The sequence below is a fragment of the Cellulomonas sp. URHB0016 genome (assembly GCF_054057935.1).
In genome coordinates this window covers 1,578,311-1,594,888 of sequence record NZ_JBSRZU010000001.1, presented here as the reverse complement: position 1 = coordinate 1,594,888, position 16,578 = coordinate 1,578,311, and the positions used below count along the sequence as shown (strand labels likewise).

The following is a 16,578-nucleotide window of genomic DNA, read 5'->3' as shown; positions in this document are numbered from 1 at the left end:
GTCCGGGGCAGAATGCGCGCATGAGATCGGTCCAGGACCACCTGGCCGCGGTGCTCGCCGCCGTCGGCCCGGTCGCCCCGCTCGACGTCGTGCTGCCCGACGCGGTCGGCTGCATCCTCGCGTCGGACGTCGTCGCCCGGGCCGACGTGCCGGCCCTGACGCTGGCGGCCCGCGACGGGTACGCGGTCGCGGCGCACGACACCGCGAACGCGGGCTACGCGGGCGACCACTCCTTGCCTGTCGCGCACGACGTGCGTCCGGGCTCCGGACGACCGTTGCGCCTCGTCCCCGGTCAGGCGGTGCGCGTCGCGTCCGGCGCTCCGCTGCCGCTCGGCGCGGACGCCGTGGTGCCGCTGGAGGAGACGGACCGTGGTGCGGCGCGGGTCGCCATGCAGCGTCCCGCCGTGCCGGGCCAGCACGTCCGCCCGGCCGGCAGCGAGGCCCGCGCCGGTGAGGTGGTGCTGGCTGCGGGGACACGTCTCGGCGCACGGCAGCTGGCGCTCGCCGCGGCGCTCGGCCGGGGTCGGCTGCGCGTCCACCCGACACCGCGCGTGGTGCTGATGTCGGTGGGCGACGAGCTGCGGGAGCCGGGGTCCGCCGGGTCGGACGACTCGACGGTGTTCGAGGTCGACGGGCACGCGCTCGAGGCAGCGGTCCGTGATGCGGGCGCCTCTCCCGTCCGGGTCGCGATCCTGCCCGACGACCGCTCGACGCTCCGCGAGGCCCTCGACGACCAGCTCGTCCGCGCCGACCTGCTCGTCGTCACCGGCGGCCTGTCCGAGCTCGCGCACGACACCGTCAAGGACGTGCTCGCGCCGCTCGGCACGGTCAGGCTCGACCAGGTCGCCATGACCCCCGGTCAGCGGCACGGTTTCGGCACCGTGGGCGCGGAGCTCGGCCGGGACCGCACGGTGCCGATCTTCGCGCTACAGGGCAGCCCGGTCGCCGCGCAGGTGTCGTTCGAGGTGTTCGTCCGCCCGGCGCTGCGGGCCATGGCCGGTCACACCGAGCTGTTCCGCCCGTCCGTCGCGGCCGAGGCGACGACCGGCTGGGTCTCGCCGCCGGGGCTGCGTCAGTTCGTGCCCGCCACCGTGCTCGGCTCGCCCGACGACGGCTACCGCCTGACACCGGTCGGTGACCCGTCCGCCCCCACCGTCCGTGACCTGTCCCAGGCCAACGCGCTCGCCGTCGTCGGCGAGCAGGACCTGACCGTGCACCCCGGGCAGGTCGTCCACTGCCTGGTCCTGGAGGGTTGAGGTGGAGCGGACCGGACAGCGCAGGACCGCGTCGCGTCGTGCGCCGGAGCGCGGCCCGGACCGGGCCGTCGGGCTGGAGGGGCGATGGTGAACGGCTGGCCTGCGGTCCTCGTCGAGGGCGACGTGCGGCTGCGTCCGCTGCGACGTCGCGACCAGGACGCGTGGCTGTCGCTGCGGGCCCGCAACGCCGACTGGCTGGAGCCGTGGGACGCGACGAGCCCGGTGCCGGTGCTCGGGCCGCGCCCGACGTTCGCGGCGTTCGTCCGGACGCTGTCGGCACAGGCACGGGCGGGCGCGGCGCTGCCCTTCGCGGTCGACTTCGGCGACGAGCTCGTCGGGCAGCTCACCGTCGCGTCGATCACCTACGGGTCGCTGCGCTCGGCGACCGTCGGGTACTGGGTCTCGGAGCACGTCGCGGGCCACGGGATCATCCCGACGGCCGTCGCGCTCGCCACGGACCACTGCTTCGGCGCGCTCGGGCTGCACCGGGTGGAGATCAACATCCGACCCGAGAACCGGCCGTCGTTGCGGGTCGTCGAGAAGCTGGGGTTCCGCGACGAGGGCGTGCGCGAGCGGTACCTGCACATCCAGGGCCAGTGGTGCGACCACCGGGCGTTCGCGCTCACCGCCGAGGAGCTCCCGCACGGTCTGGTCGCGCGGTGGCGGGAACGACGCGGCGCCGCAGCGGGCTGACGGAGTCCCCGCGGAAGGGGACGACCGGGCGGGTTGCGCCAGCCGACACGCCGCGGCGGTCCCGGATTCGTCGTGCAGCGGCACCTACCGTCGTGACGTGAACGATCTCGCAGGCCCCGTCGCCCTGGCGCTCGTGGGCCTGTGGGTGCTGTACCTGGTGCCGCACAAGCTGCGGTACCGCCAGCAGCTGCTCGAGTCCCGGGCGGACGACCGGTTCTCCGAGGCGTTGCGCGTGGTGGCCGTCACCCGCCGGCGCAACCCTCGGGGACTCCGGGCGCACGCCCGGACCGCGGACTCGACCGACGGGACGGCGACCGGCAGGATGCCAGGTCTGCTGACCCCGGGAAAGGGGCTCCCGGCGCTGACCGCCGGGAGCGCGACAGGAGGCGCCACCGTGGACCGACCGACAGCGACCGAGAGCAGGATCACCGCCGATGCGGCGCGCCGGGCTGCGCAGGCCCGCGCCGCCCGTGCGGCGTCCGTCGCGCGCCGTGCCGCCGCCGCACGCCGCCGAGGCGTCCTCGCGGGGGTGCTGCTCGTCGCCTCCGTTCTCGGCTGGACCGTGATCGGCCTGGTCCCGGCCGTCACGTGGGTCGTGGCGGTGGTCCCGACGCTGCTGCTGACCGGGGTCGTCGTGCTGGGCCGCCGGGCCGTGCTCGCGGGCCGCCGCGCGGACGTCGCCTGGGAAGCGCGCGTGGCCGATGAGCGCCGCACGGGGGGCGCGCCCCGCACGGGGTCCACGAGGGTGGTCACCGGGCCGGCGACAGGCTCGACACCGGTCCGCGCGACGACCGGTGCCACCCCGCGCGTCGCCCGGGGGGACGCGACGACCGGTGCCACCCCGCGCGTCGACGGGCGGGACGCGACGACGTCGACGAGGGGCCGGTCGAGCGCCGCCGCGACCACGGCCGCGACGCACGCGCAGGCCCCGAGGGTGACACCGACGCAGCACACCAGGACCGCGACGGCGTCGGCGACGACGGCCGCAACAGAAGCCCCGCTCGCGATCGTGACCGGCCGCGCGGTGCACCCCTCGGAAGCCAGCACCGAGGTGTTCGCCCGCATCGTCGCCGACCACGGCGAGGCCGAGGCCCCGGCACGGCACGCGTCGACGGGTCCGGTCCCGGTGGTCCGCCAGGCGGCGCGCGCCCAGGACCCGGAGCCCGAGCCGGAGGTCGCCGCGGACCAGGCTCCGGCGTCGCGCACGACGGCCCCTGCGAGCGACGACGCCTGGTCACCCGTCCCGGTACCCCGCCCGACGTACACGATGAAGGCGACCGCGCCCCACCGGGAGCCCGCGCCGCTGGACAACCTCGAGGGCTCGACCGCCGTGCGCGCGGCAGAGCCGGTCGCTCCGAGCCAGACCGCGGACGTCGCCGAGCCGGTCGCCGAGACGACAGGCAGCATCGACCTGAACGCGGTGCTCGCCAAGCGCCGTGCAGCGGGCGGGTGACATCGGCCGGGTCACGTCGGCCGGGCCGCCCTGGACGGTGGCAGTGGGCGGTGCCGTCGGCACCCTCCCGATTTCGTGATGGGCCCAGGCGTGGTGTTAGTCTGTAGCCCGCTTGAGGGGCTGTGGCGCAGTTGGTAGCGCGTCTCGTTCGCAATGAGAAGGTCAGGGGTTCGAATCCCCTCAGCTCCACCGTGTGATGTTGCAAGACATCAGCAAGACCCCGAACCCTCAGGGTTCGGGGTCTTGTTGTTTCTGGGGCTGGTAGTCGCGGGTGGGGTCGATGGTGAGCTCGCGCAGGAGCTCGCCGGTGATGGCGTGCACGATGCGGACCTGGAGGTCGGCGATGAGCATGATCACGGGGGTTCGGGCGTGGGTTCGTCCGATGCCGATGTGGTGCAGCCGGCCGGCGATCCGCAAGGTGAGCTTGCCGTTGTCGTCGATGCGGTCGTGGCGGACGCGCTGGTGGGTCCCGGCGCCGCCGACGGGGTGCGCCTTGGCTTTGGCGGTGTAGGCGGCGGTGGGTGTGCGTCCGTGCAGAGAGCTGTGTGGACGGGCGTTGTTGTAGTGCTCGCGCCAGGTGTCGAGCAGGGTCTGCAGCTGGTTCAGGTCGGCGGCTCGGGGTCGTCCGGTGAGCCACTTCTTGAGGGTCTGCTGGACGCGTTCGACCTTGCCGCAGGTGGTGGGGTGGTTGGGTCGGGAGTTGCGTTGCTCGATGCCGAGGCGGGCCAGCTCTGACTCGAAGGCGTTGCGTCCGCCGCGGCCGCCGGCCAGGCGGGTGGTGAAGACCATCCCGTTGTCGGACAGCACGGCGGCCGGGACGCCGTGCTCGCTGATCGCGGCGCGGAACGTGGTCACGACGTCGTGGCCGCCGACCCGGTGGTGAGCGGTGCAGGCCAGCACGAGCCGGGAGTGGTCGTCGAGGAAGGTCAGGACCTCGGTGTCGGTGCCGTCGGCGAGGCGCACGTGGGTGAAGTCGCTCTGCCAGAGCTGGTTGGGCAGGTCGGCCTCGAAGCGGACGTAGGACGAGCGGGGGCGTTTGGACGGGGTCGGTTCGACCAGGCCGGCGGCCTTGAGGTGCCGCCAGATCGTGGCGGGGGCCACGGTCAGGTCGTGCTGGTGGGTCAGGTGCCAGGCGATGGTGTGCGGGCCGGCGTCCAGGCCGTCGGCGGTCAGCTTGGCGCGCAGGTGGACGATCAGCGCGAGGGTCGCGTCCGGGGTGCGGGTCGGGCTGGTCCGCGGGCGCCGGGAGCGGGCTTCGAACGCGGCTTCCCCGTCCTGGCGGTAGCGGGCCACGAGGCGCGAGACCCAGCTCGGTGAGACCCCGTAGGCCCGGGCGACCTCGGCCTGCGGACGGCCCTCGAGCACGACAGCGGTGATGACCAACTGGGCACGCGACATGCCCGAGCATCCCGGTCGACGTTTCCTATGTCCTGAGACATCCGTTGCCTATGTCCTGAAACAGCACACCCTCAGCTCCACCGTGTGTGATGACGCGGGACATCGTTCATAGATGTCCCGCGTCATCGTTCATAGAGGAGAGCCCGGCCTCGGCCGGGCTCTCGTTCGTTGTTGCGCCAGTAGGTGCGGGTGGGGTCGATGGTGTTGCTGGCCAGGATATCGCCGGTGGTGCGGGCGATGATGGTGGTGGTGGTCTCGTCGATGAGGATCAGGACGGGTGTGCCGCGGTGCGCTGCGCCGACTGCGAGGTGGTGCATGCGGCCGGCGCGGCGCAGCGAGATCTTGCCGTTGGTGCCGACGTGGTCGAACCGCAGTCGGTAGTGCCCGGCGATGGTGGTGCCTGCGGCTCGGGCTCGGGGGCGTGCGTGGTAGGCGGTGTGCGGGGTGGCGTGGTCCAGGGCGCGGTGCGGTTGGGCGGTGTTGTAGAGCTCACGGAACGTGTCGAGCTGGGTTTGCAGGGCGGGGAGGTCTGGGGCGGGTGGTTGCTGGGCGAGCCAGCGTTTGAGGGTGGCGTGGAAGCGTTCGATCTTGCCTTGGGTCTGGGGGTGGTTCGGGTGGCCGTTCTTCTGCTGGATGCCCAGGGCGTGCAGCAGGTACTCGAAGGCGTTGCGGCCGCCGGTGAACCTCGAGGTGTAGACCGACCCGTTGTCGGTGAGTGTCGAGGCGGGTGGGCCGTAGGTGTTGATGCAGGTGGTGAGGCTGTCGACGACGAGGGTGCCGGTCACGCGGGGGTGGGCGGTGCAGGACAGCAGGTAGCGGGAGTGGTCGTCGAGCCAGTTCAGGATCTCGGTGTCGGTGCCGTCGGCCAGGGGCCAGTGTCTGAAGTCGGACTGCCAGGTCTCGTTGGGTTGTTCGGCGGCGAACCGGCGTAGTGAGGATCGGGGTCGTTTGCGGGGCTCGGGGGTGACGAGCCCGGCTGTGGTGATGACGCGGCGGATCGTGGAGATCGCCGGGACGTGCAGCCCTTCGGCGTCGAGACCGGTGCGACTTCGCCCCTGTGCCGTGGTCAGTAGCAGCTCGTCGGCGGCCCTGCCGTCGGCGAGGTCGCGGACGATCGGAAGAACGCGGTTCGCAAGAGGAGGTACTCGCCGCGAGGTGCGGCCCTTGGCCGCCTTGCGTCCGACGCCCTCGGGATCCGATCGACGTACGAGCAGGCCAGGTGTCGGCACTTCGACGAAGTCGGCCACGATGAGCGCGCTGGGCCTCGGCCCAGCGAAGGCCAGCACGTCCTGCCCCACGGTGCGCACGGCAGAAGACATGCCGACCACACGGGTGGTGCGACCGCGCGCCGGTGCAGCTGGGACCGCTGTCCGCCGATGGGACTAGGAGCGCCGGGGTGACGCTAGTCGCCCATACCTGCCCGGAGGACGACTCAGTGCCCGCCTATTACGACTTCACCGACGAAGTGGTCGCCACTTACGGGCCGACGTGTCATCTCTGCGCCGGGCCCATCGACCTGACGATCCGCAATGGCGGCGCTGCCCTGCAGCTCGACCACGTGTGGCCTCAGTCCTACGGTGGCTGCCATCACGTCGCGAACCTGCGCCCCAGCCACCGCACCTGCAATGCGTCGCGGGGTAACCGGATCCTCCTGAACGCACGTCGACCGATCTGCCCGTGCGCCCGGCGGCCGGTCACCGAGAGATCCCGGCAGCCTGGCCCGCCCAAAGCCAAGAGGACGCGCCTGTTCTCAGTCGGAAGAATCGTGTACGCCGTGGCCTGTTGGTGGGCTATCGCCGGCGTCGTAGAACTTGCCGGTGGGAGCGGCGCCGCCGTCACCTTCCTAGTGGGCTTGGCGATGACAGCACTGGTCGCCTCATCCGCAAGGACAGCTCGCGCTATCCGAGCCCAGGATGCTGCGGCTGCAACCGCCAGAGGCAACGCTAGTCGGGCTGGCGACTTCGCTGAACAGCCGACCTTGCGGACGAGCACCACCGTCATCGCCCAGGAACCTGGCCCGCCCAAAACGAAAAGGGTGCGCCTGTTCTCAGCCGGAAGAATCGTGTACGCGGTGACCTGTTGGTGGGCTATCGCGGGCGTCGTAGAACTTGCCGGAGCGCGCGGCGCCGCCGTCACAAGCACCTTCCTCGTGGGCTTGGTGATGACCGCTCTGGTCGCCTCGTCCGCAAGAGCCGCTCGCAATATCCGAACCCAGGACGCCGCTGTGACCCCAAAGGGCAACGCTAGCGGTACTTGAGGGCACCCGCGGGAGGGGTGCCCCCCCTCCGTTTGTGCAGGTCAAGGGATCCGGTTCGGCCTCGGCGCTGTTGCGCGTCAGCGCAGGTCAGGGCCACATGCGCAGATCTCCGGCGTGTCCACCGGTACGTTGACGGCCATGGAGTGGTGGCAAGGGCTCACGGCGTGGATCATCTCGACGTCGCTAGCCGCCGTTGCCGCCATCGGTGTCGTGATCGAGATCGTTCAGCGGGTCGCGGCCGAGCAACCGCGCGGCGGAGTCGTGCTCAAGGAACTCGGGACCATGACCCCCCCGACCTCCCCGGACAGCGCGTGTCGCTGTACAGGATCTCGAAGAGCGGCCGGATCATCGCGCACATCGACTTGCTGGGTTTCCGAGGTGCACGCCAGGTATTCCCGGATGGGCTGACGTACTTGACGCCCACGTCGCTGGACGCCGGCGCACACCACATTCTCGCCGCAGTGGACGTCACTCCGCTCGGGCACCTTGGTCGCCTGGCATCCGGGTGTCGAGCGGGGAGTTCGGCTGCGTCGGATGCCACTGGCACGAGAAGGGCCGGCGGGGGATGAGTTGGATCGGCAGGTGGGCACGCGACGGCGGCTCGGGGAGCGGTGGTGGGTAGCTGGCGTCGGTCCCTACGGGAGCATGGGGGCAGGCTCCGATACTGGCATCGAAGCGCTCACACATTCGACAAGCGCCTTGTCGCGGCGCTCACGGAACCGGCCCCAGGAGCCATGAGCCCGAGCGCCGGCCCGGACCTGCTCTCTCGGGTCCGGCGACGTTGGAGTTCAACGAGGTACCGGTCACCCTCGAGGCACTGACGAGCTACCGCTCATCTCACCCGGGTGACGTCTCGATTACCATCAAGGGGCGTCCGTCGGGGTGCTGGTAGGTGTTCCCGGCGATGATCGGGGCGTCGCTGCCGGGGTCGGAGACCAGTCCGAATGCCCGTCCTGCGCCCTTGAGCGCGGCGCGCTTGCGGCGGTAGCCCTCTGCGGAGTCGGCGAGGACGTGGCCGTTGGTGTGGGTGTCGCGCCAGCGGTAATCGCCGTCGGTGCCTGGGTACAGCTCGAGCGTGTCCATCGTGGTTATGCCCCGGACTCGCCGAGGATCACGCAGTCACGGATGGTGACGCCACCTGCGTTGACGACGAAGTGCACGGTGACCTCGACGTTGGCGGGGATCGTGCCGGGCCGGTTCATGAGCACGTTGCCCTCGATGCGCAGCATGGTGGCGCCCCTCGCTCGGTGTTGGTGGTTCCCCGTCGTTGGCATGGATCGCCCGGTGCGTCCGCTCGTGGATGCCGTGAGCGGGGCCCGGTGCGACCCGTCGAGAGGGGGTTCCCGCCGTTCGACGTCTCGCACCCGGCCCCTACCGGGAGTGACGCAATCGCCTGGGATTTCATCCTCCGACTCCTGAGGCGGTCCGGCCAGTGTGTCGATGTCAAGAGAGACATGCGAGCATCGGGACCACGAGCGGGGCGGGCGTGACAGTGCGGTTTGAGCGCAGTGGAACCAAGCAAATGGGGCGAGCCGACCGTGCGCGCGGCGCGACGATGAGGTCGGTCATCGCCGCCGCTTCGATCGGCGTGGTGATGACGCTCGTGACGGGCTGCGCGGGAGACGGCGCGCCCGCCTCCCCGACCACTGCGATGGCGTCGTCCGTGCGGATCCCCGATGTGGTCGGCATGTCACCAAAGGACGCGCGGACGGCCCTCGAGGATGCCGGACTCAAGTCGACCGTGGCGGGCCAGGGATCGCTGATCGTCGGGCAGAGGCCTGCCGCGGGTGGGGAGGCCCGACTCGGGTACGCGATTCAGCTCGACCGCGGCCTGAGCGCACAGGAGAAGGCGGCAGAGGACGCCGCCGAAGCAGCCGCCACGGCTGCCAAGGCAGAGAAACTCGCGGCAGCCGCCGCGGAGTCTGCCGCGAATGCCGCCGCGGCCCTCGCGGCACAGCACGAGGCGAAGCTTTGTGCGCCCTTCCGTGCGGACCTCGCCAATCCCACATGGAGTCCGGTCAACATCGCCTTTCACGCGGTCAGGAAGCAGAGCGTCTTCCTTCCGAGTTCGGGTACCTCCATGCCGCTGACCGACTTCACCGCAGCGTGCCCGGAGTTCGCGCCCTTCTTTGGAGACATGCAGGCGCGAGTCAACGCGGGGGAGGTGTTCGACGCGGGGACCTACGCGGTCGGCACTGACATTGCAGCGGGCACCTATGTCACCGCTGGGACCAGCGCCAAGGACTGCTACTGGTCCCGCACGACCAGCAGCGGCGACATCGTCGACAACGACTTCGTCGGCTTCGCTCCTGGGGTGATCACGATCACCGTCAAGGCCGGGGAGGGGCTCGAGGTCAACGAGCATTGCGGGATCTGGGTCCGTCAGTAACCGCGCTGCGCGGCCGGGTGTTGACGCTCGGCCACGTCCAGCGGGCTGCTACCGAGGAGTGACGCGACCAACGGCACACCCATGCGAACCAGTCGAGCTCGGAGCCCACTCGCTGCCGCACGCAGATGTAGTGGGAGGACTTCGCGACCGCCCACACCGGGAGCGTCGGGGTCGTGCCGTCGCACAGCTCGGTCGTGACGAGGGCGTTCCGGGGCGGCGCGATCGGCTCGACGTCCTTGGGGTCGGCGTGGTTCATGATCCGGTTCCCGTAGTTCATCGAACAAACTACGAGCGCGAAGACGTGCCCTGCGCGGTGCGCAGGCCAGCCTGCGCCGCCCTCCACGCTGCTTGGTGTGCAGGCGTGGAAGGCGGCCGTCAGGTCAGTCGTTCGCGGTGGGCTGCCGCGCGGTCGCGATGAGCAGGAACACGAGGCCGAACGCGCTCAACACAGCGGCTGGCAACGCATTCCAGTCCCACACGAGTGCGCCGAACGCAGTGACCACGGTGGCTGCACCGCACACGATGCCGGCGACGCGGGCGAACTGCTTCATCGCGCCCAGCACCAGCTCATGGGGATGGCGGTGTAGATCTCGACGTGGAGTCCGACGCCGTTACCGTTCCAGTCGCACGCCTTGATGATCTGACCGGTGAGGCCGAGGGCGACGGCCGCAGCCTTCGCCCACGGCAGAAACGCCGAGGTCGCCTTGACGATGAGGGCGGCTACGGTGTTGACGCCTGCGCCCAGGCTCAGCGCGGTGGTCACCTGGCCGGTGGCGTAGTGGTCAAGGTAGATCGACGCGCCCCACCACTCCATGGTGAACGACCCGTGCGGGCCGCTGCTCCGGATCGTCTTGCCACCGGTGGGGTTGTTCAGCGGGTTCGACAGGACGGACCCGTATGTGGCGTTGGTACGGGCCAGCACGGCGATCACGTCGGCGTACCCGGCGGGGTCGGCGGCGGTCACGGACGCGGGCGCGGTCAGGACGTACACGCCGCCGTCCAGAGTGACGTACGGGTCCCACTTGGAGATGAGCGCAGGGCTCGCGTTCGGGTCAGGCACCACGAAAGATTGCGACTCGGACGGTGCCGACGGCGACGTGATCCGTCCCCCGGCGGCGGGTCCGGCGGCCTGCGCGGCCGTCACGGACAGGGACAGGGTGATCGCGGCGGCGATGGTGCCGGCGACGACGGTACTGATCGAGCGGGTGGGGAATCGCACGTTTCCCCCATGGTCAGAACGGGCCTCAACTGAGGTCAAAGGGACCGTATCGGAACAGGTCACAGCCGTGGGCGCGTTTCCACAGGTGGATTTGTGCCGGATCCGTGATGGCAGTGGGTAGGCCGAGTGTGCGGGAGGACCGCGTTCGCGGCGAGCTCGGCGTGAAGCCGACGGCACGCCCCGCATCGTCTCAGTCGCCGGAGGTGATGCGTCCGCGCTGGACGATGAGCGGGTCGACCTCGCCGATGACGTCCTCGTTCTTGCCGTCGTAGTCGAACTGGCTGAGGAAGTGGCGCATCGCGTTCAGCCGGGCGCGCTTCTTGTCGTTGCTCCGGACCCAGATCCACGGCGCATGGTCGGTGTCGGTCCCGGCGAACATGGCCTCCTTCGCCGCGGAGTACTCCTCCCAGCGGCCGAGCGACTCCAGGTCCATCGGCGACAGCTTCCAGCGGCGGACGGGGTCGATCTGACGGATGGCGAACCGGGTGCGCTGCTCACGCCGGGTGACCGAGAACCAGAACTTCGTCAGGTGGGTCCCGTCGTCGACGATGAGCCTCTCGAAGTCGGGCGCCTGCCGCATGAACGCGGCGTACTCCTCGTCGGAGCAGAAGCCCATCACGCGCTCGACACCCGCCCGGTTGTACCAGGACCGGTCGAACAGCACGATCTCGCCCTGCGTGGGGAAGTGCTGGACGTAGCGCTGGAAGTACCACTGGCCCTGCTCGTTGCTCGTGGGCTTGCCGAGCGCGACGACCCGTGCCGCTCGTGGGTTGAGGTGCTCGACGAAGCGCTTGATCGTCCCACCCTTGCCGGCCGCGTCGCGGCCCTCGAACACGACGATGTGACGCTCGCCGTGGTCCTCGGCCGAGTACTGCAGCTTGAGCAGCTCGATCTGCAGGCGGTACTTCTCCGCCTCGTACTCGTCGCGGTCCATCAGCTCGTCGTAGGGATAGTCGTCGCGCCACGTCTCGACCGCCTTGCCACCCGGGTCGATCAGGACCGGGTCCGCACCCTCGCCCCCGGCAACGCTGTACCCCTCCGCAACCAGGCGGTCGATGTACTCGCGCAGGTTGTCCTCGGCATCGGGCTCGACACCGTCGAGATCGAACGTGGGATCCATCGGATCCTCCTGACCGGCAGGATGGCCGGCCGCGATTGTCGAAGCGTCCGGCCATGATGCCGTCCCGATGTCGCAGGGGCGGACGCTGTGGTGCGGCTTCGCCGACTGGCCGCGCTGCGTATGCCGGGTGTTCACCTGCCCCTCGCGAATCGGTGTGTGAGCACCGAGGGCTCCTCTACCTCAACGGGTGGATGCGCCACGTCGGGGAGGGCCAACAGCAGCTCCTCGAGCAGTTCGACGGCAGCCTCGCAGCGGACTAGGACGCAACCAGGGCACGAGCACTTCCCACGCGCTCAGGCGCGCGCACACCTTTGACCAGCAGCCAGCCGAGGAACGCGAGCTCAGAGATCCCGCCCAGCATGCCGAGGTCCAGGATCACGGAGTCTGCGCCCGGCGCGAGCAGCTCGACGACGATGCCGAGCAGGTAGCCGACGCCACCGATCATGAGCGTGTACCCGAGCAGCCGCGGGACCATCCCCGACCGCACCACCAGGTAGCCGAGCGGGATCAACCAGCCGCCGAAGAACACCTGCGCGACCAGGTACCCGATGCCGTGCAGGTCGAGGAACAGCACGGCCAGCTCGTCGAAGCCTCGCTGCACCGCGAGCGCGGCGCCCGCATGGTTGACCAGGTTCACGCTCTGGAGGGCCACACTGACCGCGTTCATGGTGAGCATGGCGACGGCGGCAGCGCGGTTGACGTGCTCGAACAGGCCGTACAGGACGATGCCGACCAGCAGGAAGCAGGAGAACGCGACCAGGTCGGCGGCGAAGGCGACCTTCATCGCCGCGGCGCCGTCGCGGAGCGCGTCGGCGACGTCGTCGGCCGTCGAGATCGGCGATCGGACGGCGAGCTCGGCGTAGCCGCCGCAGACGGCGACGACGAGGTACAGCAGTCCGGCCACTCGTGCGTTCATCGGGAGTCCCTCTCAGGGCATGGGGGATCGCGAGACCTCCTGGTCTCGTGTGGGTGGTGCGGCGAGTCAGCCCGGGTACTGGAAGACGTCGTCGAGCGGGACGTCGAACACGCGGGCGATCTGGAAGGCCATCTCGAGCGACGGCGAGTAGCGGCCCTGCTCGATCGCGATGACGGTCTGGCGGGTCACGCCGATGCGCTGGGCCAGGTCCGCCTGCGTCATCTCGCCGTGCGTGAAGCGCAGCGTCCGGATCGCGTTGGTGACCTGGGTGGGCTTCACCACGGGGAGAAGTCCCGTCGGTAGGCGGCGAGCCTGGTGGCGGACGAGAGGACCGCGGAGAGGACGAAGCAGAGGTAGAGAACGTTCGCGATCCAGAACCAGTCCCCCTCGACGAGGGCGAGGACCATCGCGGCGAGGGCGCCGGTCATGACGAACCACTGGCCGGTGCGCTCACCCAGGCGGTTGATCTCCTTGTCCCGCTGGTCCGTCCTGTGCCCGTCGCGCCGGTTGGCCAGCCGTTCTTCGTACGGCATCGGCTCTCCAGCCTGAAGGTGAGGACCGGCGTGAGGTGCTGGCCGACGAGCAGGTTCGTGACGAGCGCCCGCACGTGCCGTGGCGTCGGCCTGGCGCGAGCATCCATCGATGCTCCCGTGTAAAGAATTGTTGACACGCACAAAGTATGGTGGACCAGACATCGTGTCAAGAGTTCTTTACATCGCGGGCCCTGAGTGATGCCGCCGGCCCGGACGTCTTCGGACGAGACGGTCAGGGTTCGAAGCCCTCCACCTCCACCGCACGACGAAGGCCGGACCCAGACGGGTCCGGCCTTCGTCGTTCAGTGAGGTCGAGCAGCCGGACGCCGGGGGAGATGCCCGGCTGCTCGGGGTGTGTGGCTCAGAGCAGGCTGCGGCGGCGGCCGCGTCGACCGGCCACGGCGGCCACGAACACCGCAGCGAGGCCGACCTGCAGGAGCAGCTCGATCCAGTCGACGCCGTTCGTGTCCCTGACGCCGATGAGCGAGGCGAGCCAGGTGCCGACCAGCGCCGCCACGATGCCGACGACGATGGTGACCAGGATCGAGATGTTCTGGCGACCGCGCACCACGAGTCGGCCGAGGATGCCGATGATCGCACCGATGATGATCGCGCTGATGATGCCTTCGGGGGTCATGTGTGAACTCCTTGACTGAGAGGGGTTCGATCGGGTACGGCAGAAACGTAGGGGACGAATCCTCAGGCCGCGCGTCGAGAGGGCGGAAACTGGACGTTCGTCACACTTTCGCGGTGCACAAACCGGGCGAGACACGGACAAGCCCGACACCGAAAGCCCACCGAGACGGCGACGGGCACGCCGGTGGCATGATGACGGCGTGCCCGAGGAGCCCCCCACCGGAGCTCGGAGGCCGGCGGCGAGGGTGCTCGCCTGGGTGGACCCGCTCGTCGCGATGATCCTCGCGGTGCTGGTGCTCGGCCTGGTCCTCCCGGCGCGCGGCACGTTCGCCGACGTGGTGGACGTGGTCAGGACCGGCGCGATCGTCCTGCTCTTCTTCCTGTACGGCGCGCGGATGCCGACCGGCGAGGTGTGGGCCGGGCTGCGCCACTGGCGCCTGCAGGGCTCGATGCTCGTGGCGACGTACGTGGTGTTCCCGCTGCTCGGCCTGCTCGCGCAGGTGCTGCCCGACGAGGTCCTCGCACCCGACCTGAAGACGGGCGTGCTGTTCCTGTCGCTCCTGCCGTCCACCGTGCAGTCGTCGGTCGTGTTCACGTCGATCGCCCGCGGCAACGTCGCGGGGGCCATCACCGGTGCGACGATCTCGAACGTGGCGGGTGTCGTCCTGACGCCGCTGCTCGTCGGCGTGCTGATGAGCCGGACCGGAGCGACGACCGGTGGGTCCGTGTCCGGTGTCGTCTGGCTGCTCCTCGTGCCGTTCGCCGCCGGCCAGGCCCTGCAGCCGTGGATCGGGCGGTGGGTGCGGGCGCATGCGCGCCTGACCCGGGTGACCGACCGTGCGACGCTCCTGCTGGTCGCGTACGCGTCCGTGAGCGAGGCGCAGGTCTCGGGCGCCTGGGACCGGGTCACGGTCGGTGCCCTCGTGCTGCTCCTCGTGGTCTGCGCGGTGATGCTCACGGTGATGCTGGTGCTCACATGGACGGGCGGTGGACGGCTCGGGCTCTCCCGGCCCGACCGGGTCGCGCTCCTGATGTGCGGATCGAAGAAGAGCCTCGCGACGGGCCTGCCGATGGCGTCCGTGCTGTTCGCACCGGCGCTCGCCGCCGGTGTCGCGCTGCCCGTCATCGTGTTCCACCAGCTGCAGCTCGCGACGTGCGCGGTGGTCGCACGGCGGCTCGCCCAGGACGTGAAGTAGCGTGCCCCGGGTGCCAGTCGCCCGTCGTCAGCGCCCGAGGAGTCCCGTGCCCGACGAGATCGCCCTCATCCCTCGTCCGGCCTCCCTGGACGTGACCGGTGGCGAGCCGTTCCTGCTCGGCGAGGGCACCACGGTCGTCGTCGAGAGCCGGCCCGAGCTCATCGCCGTGGGCGTGCTGGCGGCGGACCTGCTCGGGCGTGTCACCGAGCACCCGGTCGAGGTGCGCTACACCGGGGGCGAGGCACCCGGCACGGTGTGGCTGCGCATCGTCGAGTCGCTGCCGCCCGGTGACGAGGCGTACCGCGTCGTGGTCCGGCCCGAGCGCGTCACGGTCGACGCCCGCACCCCGGCCGGCCTGGTACGCGGGCTGGTGACGCTGCGGCAGCTCGTGACGCCCCGGCTCTCCGTCCCGGCCGTGCGCATCGAGGACTCGCCGCGGTTCGGCTGGCGGGGGCTGTCGATCGACGTCGCGCGGCACTTCGTCGGAGTCCACGACCTCAAGGTCGTCATCGGGCTCATGGCGCACTACAAGCTCAACGTGCTGCACCTGCACCTCACCGACGACCAGGGCTGGCGGCTGCACCTGCCGTCCCGGCCCCAGCTCACCGAGCGAGCGAGCGGCACCGCCGTGGGCGGCGACCCGGGCGGGTTCTACACGGTCGACGACTTCGCCGACATCGTGGCCTACGCCGGTGCCCGTGGCGTGCGGGTGGTCCCGGAGATCGACGTGCCGGGCCACGTCAACGCGGCGACGCACACCTACGGGGACCTCAACCCGGGCGGCGAGCCGACCGACGCGTACACCGGCATCGACGTCGGCTTCAGCAGGCTGCACGCCCACCTGCCCGCGACCGGCAGGTTCCTCACCGACGTGTTCACGGACGTCGCGGGGATGACGCCCGGTGACTTCGTGCACATCGGAGGCGACGAGGTCCTCACGATGGGCGCGGACGAGTACGCCGAGCTCGTCGGCGTGGCGGCCGCCGCGGTGCGGGCGGCCGGCAAGCAGGTCGTCGGGTGGCAGGAGATCGCGCGCACGACGCTCGAGCCCGGCACCGTCGTCCAGTACTGGGACCAGCGTGCCGACCCGGCGCCGTTGGTCGACGCGGCCGAGGCGGGCGCCCTCTTCCTCATGTCGCCCGGGAACAGGGCCTACCTCGACATGAAGTACGACGCGAGCACCGAGCTCGGGCTGGAGTGGGCCGGGCACATCGAGCTGCGCGACGCCTACGACTGGGAGCCCACGGCCGTCGTCGCGGGGCTCCCGCCGGAGTCCGTGATCGGGGTCGAGGCGGCACTCTGGACCGAGACGCTGCGGGACCTGCCGGAGCTGACCTGGATGCTGCTGCCGCGGCTCGCGGCCATCGCCGAGGTGGCGTGGACCGCCCCCGAGCTGCGGGACTGGGACGGGTTCCGCAGGCGCGTCGCCGTGCACGGCCCGTTCTGGGACCGGTTCGGCTTCGCCTGGTACCGCAGCCCGCAGGTCGACTGGCGCTGAGCGCCCCGACCTGA

18 protein-coding genes and 1 tRNA gene are annotated in these 16,578 nt (G+C 70.6%); 8 read left to right on the top strand and 11 right to left on the bottom strand.

The genetic code is table 11. The features are described from left to right. Positions 1–20 precede the first annotated feature (20 nt). From ACVW07_RS07470 to ACVW07_RS07455, 4 genes are all read left to right on the top strand, one after another. A complete protein-coding gene (locus ACVW07_RS07470) occupies positions 21–1,256 on the top strand; it encodes a molybdopterin molybdotransferase MoeA (protein WP_456818614.1) in 1,236 nt (411 codons plus the stop codon). Positions 1,257–1,340: 84 nt separating this feature from the next. After that, entirely contained in the window at positions 1,341–1,949 is a 609-nt protein-coding gene (locus tag ACVW07_RS07465; RefSeq protein WP_456818613.1) for a GNAT family N-acetyltransferase, read from the top strand. Between the two features lie 97 nt (positions 1,950–2,046). Continuing rightward, the gene (locus ACVW07_RS07460) at positions 2,047–3,402 is read left to right on the top strand and encodes a hypothetical protein (protein WP_456818612.1); all 1,356 of its coding nucleotides are present in this window, start codon (positions 2,047–2,049) and stop codon (positions 3,400–3,402) included. 116 nt (positions 3,403–3,518) lie between these two features. After that, positions 3,519–3,591, top strand: a tRNA-Ala gene (locus ACVW07_RS07455). A 39-nt stretch (positions 3,592–3,630) separates the two neighbouring features. Here the strand turns inward: ACVW07_RS07455 and ACVW07_RS07450 are convergent. Further along, complete coding sequence (locus ACVW07_RS07450) at positions 3,631–4,800, bottom strand: IS481 family transposase (RefSeq protein WP_456818611.1); 1,170 nt, start codon at positions 4,798–4,800, stop codon at positions 3,631–3,633. Between the two features lie 122 nt (positions 4,801–4,922). Beyond that, positions 4,923–6,098, bottom strand: a complete 1,176-nt coding sequence (locus tag ACVW07_RS07445) for an integrase core domain-containing protein (RefSeq protein WP_456818610.1) — start codon at positions 6,096–6,098, stop codon at positions 4,923–4,925. 53 nt (positions 6,099–6,151) lie between these two features. Between ACVW07_RS07445 and ACVW07_RS07440 the strand changes: the two genes are divergently transcribed. Further along, positions 6,152–7,057 (top strand): HNH endonuclease, encoded by a 906-nt coding sequence (locus tag ACVW07_RS07440; RefSeq protein WP_456818609.1) that lies wholly within the window; start codon positions 6,152–6,154, stop codon positions 7,055–7,057. Between the two features lie 837 nt (positions 7,058–7,894). On the opposite strand, the gene ACVW07_RS07435 is transcribed toward ACVW07_RS07440, so the two are convergent. Both ACVW07_RS07435 and ACVW07_RS07430 read right to left on the bottom strand, forming a co-directional pair. Then, complete coding sequence (locus tag ACVW07_RS07435; RefSeq protein WP_456818608.1) at positions 7,895–8,140, bottom strand: YegP family protein; 246 nt, start codon at positions 8,138–8,140, stop codon at positions 7,895–7,897. Between the two features lie 5 nt (positions 8,141–8,145). Continuing rightward, positions 8,146–8,286, bottom strand: coding sequence for a hypothetical protein (locus tag ACVW07_RS07430; protein ID WP_456818607.1), 141 nt, complete (start codon positions 8,284–8,286; stop codon positions 8,146–8,148). 326 nt (positions 8,287–8,612) lie between these two features. Here ACVW07_RS07430 and ACVW07_RS07425 point away from each other — a divergent pair, with 326 nt between their 5' ends. Beyond that, the gene (locus ACVW07_RS07425) at positions 8,613–9,446 is read left to right on the top strand and encodes a PASTA domain-containing protein (protein WP_456818606.1); all 834 of its coding nucleotides are present in this window, start codon (positions 8,613–8,615) and stop codon (positions 9,444–9,446) included. A 380-nt stretch (positions 9,447–9,826) separates the two neighbouring features. Here the strand turns inward: ACVW07_RS07425 and ACVW07_RS07420 are convergent, their stop codons facing one another. The 7 genes from ACVW07_RS07420 to ACVW07_RS07390 all read right to left on the bottom strand — a co-directional run bounded on the left by ACVW07_RS07420 (position 9,827) and on the right by ACVW07_RS07390 (position 13,871). After that, entirely contained in the window at positions 9,827–9,997 is a 171-nt protein-coding gene (locus ACVW07_RS07420; RefSeq protein WP_456818605.1) for a hypothetical protein, read from the bottom strand. Further along, positions 9,994–10,665 (bottom strand): hypothetical protein, encoded by a 672-nt coding sequence (locus tag ACVW07_RS07415; protein ID WP_456818604.1) that lies wholly within the window; start codon positions 10,663–10,665, stop codon positions 9,994–9,996. The genes ACVW07_RS07420 and ACVW07_RS07415 overlap by 4 nt, the downstream gene beginning before the upstream one ends. A gap of 190 nt (positions 10,666–10,855) precedes the next feature. Then, positions 10,856–11,785, bottom strand: coding sequence for a polyphosphate kinase 2 (gene ppk2 / locus ACVW07_RS07410; protein WP_456818038.1), 930 nt, complete (start codon positions 11,783–11,785; stop codon positions 10,856–10,858). Between the two features lie 256 nt (positions 11,786–12,041). Further along, positions 12,042–12,701 carry a DUF4386 domain-containing protein gene (locus ACVW07_RS07405; protein WP_456818603.1) on the bottom strand — a complete coding sequence of 220 codons (660 nt, stop codon included), beginning with the start codon at positions 12,699–12,701 and terminating at the stop codon, positions 12,042–12,044. Positions 12,702–12,767: 66 nt separating this feature from the next. Next, a complete protein-coding gene (locus ACVW07_RS07400; protein WP_456818602.1) occupies positions 12,768–12,983 on the bottom strand; it encodes a helix-turn-helix transcriptional regulator in 216 nt (71 codons plus the stop codon). Further along, positions 12,977–13,234, bottom strand: coding sequence for a hypothetical protein (locus ACVW07_RS07395; protein ID WP_456818601.1), 258 nt, complete (start codon positions 13,232–13,234; stop codon positions 12,977–12,979). Before ACVW07_RS07395 ends, ACVW07_RS07400 begins: the two co-directional genes overlap by 7 nt. A 361-nt stretch (positions 13,235–13,595) precedes the next feature. Continuing rightward, on the bottom strand, positions 13,596–13,871 hold the full coding sequence (locus ACVW07_RS07390) for a GlsB/YeaQ/YmgE family stress response membrane protein (protein ID WP_456818600.1): 276 nt from the start codon (positions 13,869–13,871) through the stop codon (positions 13,596–13,598). Positions 13,872–14,145: 274 nt separating this feature from the next. Between ACVW07_RS07390 and ACVW07_RS07385 the strand changes: the two genes are divergently transcribed. Then, the gene (locus ACVW07_RS07385; protein WP_456821048.1) at positions 14,146–15,066 is read left to right on the top strand and encodes a bile acid:sodium symporter family protein; all 921 of its coding nucleotides are present in this window, start codon (positions 14,146–14,148) and stop codon (positions 15,064–15,066) included. Positions 15,067–15,112: 46 nt separating this feature from the next. Next, complete coding sequence (locus tag ACVW07_RS07380) at positions 15,113–16,564, top strand: beta-N-acetylhexosaminidase (protein WP_456818599.1); 1,452 nt, start codon at positions 15,113–15,115, stop codon at positions 16,562–16,564. Positions 16,565–16,578: the final 14 nt, after the last annotated feature.

Excerpts from the sequence above, each read along its gene's own strand:
- ACVW07_RS07450 (WP_456818611.1), bottom strand. The coding sequence starts at position 4,800 with ATGTCGCGTGCCCAGTTGGTCATCACCGCTGTCGTGCTCGAGGGCCGT.
- ACVW07_RS07405 (WP_456818603.1), bottom strand. The coding sequence starts at position 12,701 with ATGAACGCACGAGTGGCCGGACTGCTGTACCTCGTCGTCGCCGTCTGC.
- ACVW07_RS07390 (WP_456818600.1), bottom strand. The coding sequence starts at position 13,871 with ATGACCCCCGAAGGCATCATCAGCGCGATCATCATCGGTGCGATCATC.
- ACVW07_RS07465 (WP_456818613.1), top strand. The coding sequence starts at position 1,341 with ATGGTGAACGGCTGGCCTGCGGTCCTCGTCGAGGGCGACGTGCGGCTG.
- ACVW07_RS07435 (WP_456818608.1), bottom strand. The coding sequence starts at position 8,140 with ATGGACACGCTCGAGCTGTACCCAGGCACCGACGGCGATTACCGCTGG.
- ACVW07_RS07385 (WP_456821048.1), top strand. The coding sequence starts at position 14,146 with ATGATCCTCGCGGTGCTGGTGCTCGGCCTGGTCCTCCCGGCGCGCGGC.
- ACVW07_RS07420 (WP_456818605.1), bottom strand. The coding sequence starts at position 9,997 with ATGAAGCAGTTCGCCCGCGTCGCCGGCATCGTGTGCGGTGCAGCCACC.
- ppk2 (WP_456818038.1), bottom strand. The coding sequence starts at position 11,785 with ATGGATCCCACGTTCGATCTCGACGGTGTCGAGCCCGATGCCGAGGAC.
- ACVW07_RS07395 (WP_456818601.1), bottom strand. The coding sequence starts at position 13,234 with ATGCCGTACGAAGAACGGCTGGCCAACCGGCGCGACGGGCACAGGACG.
- ACVW07_RS07470 (WP_456818614.1), top strand. The coding sequence starts at position 21 with ATGAGATCGGTCCAGGACCACCTGGCCGCGGTGCTCGCCGCCGTCGGC.
- ACVW07_RS07425 (WP_456818606.1), top strand. The coding sequence starts at position 8,613 with ATGAGGTCGGTCATCGCCGCCGCTTCGATCGGCGTGGTGATGACGCTC.
- ACVW07_RS07430 (WP_456818607.1), bottom strand. The coding sequence starts at position 8,286 with ATGCTGCGCATCGAGGGCAACGTGCTCATGAACCGGCCCGGCACGATC.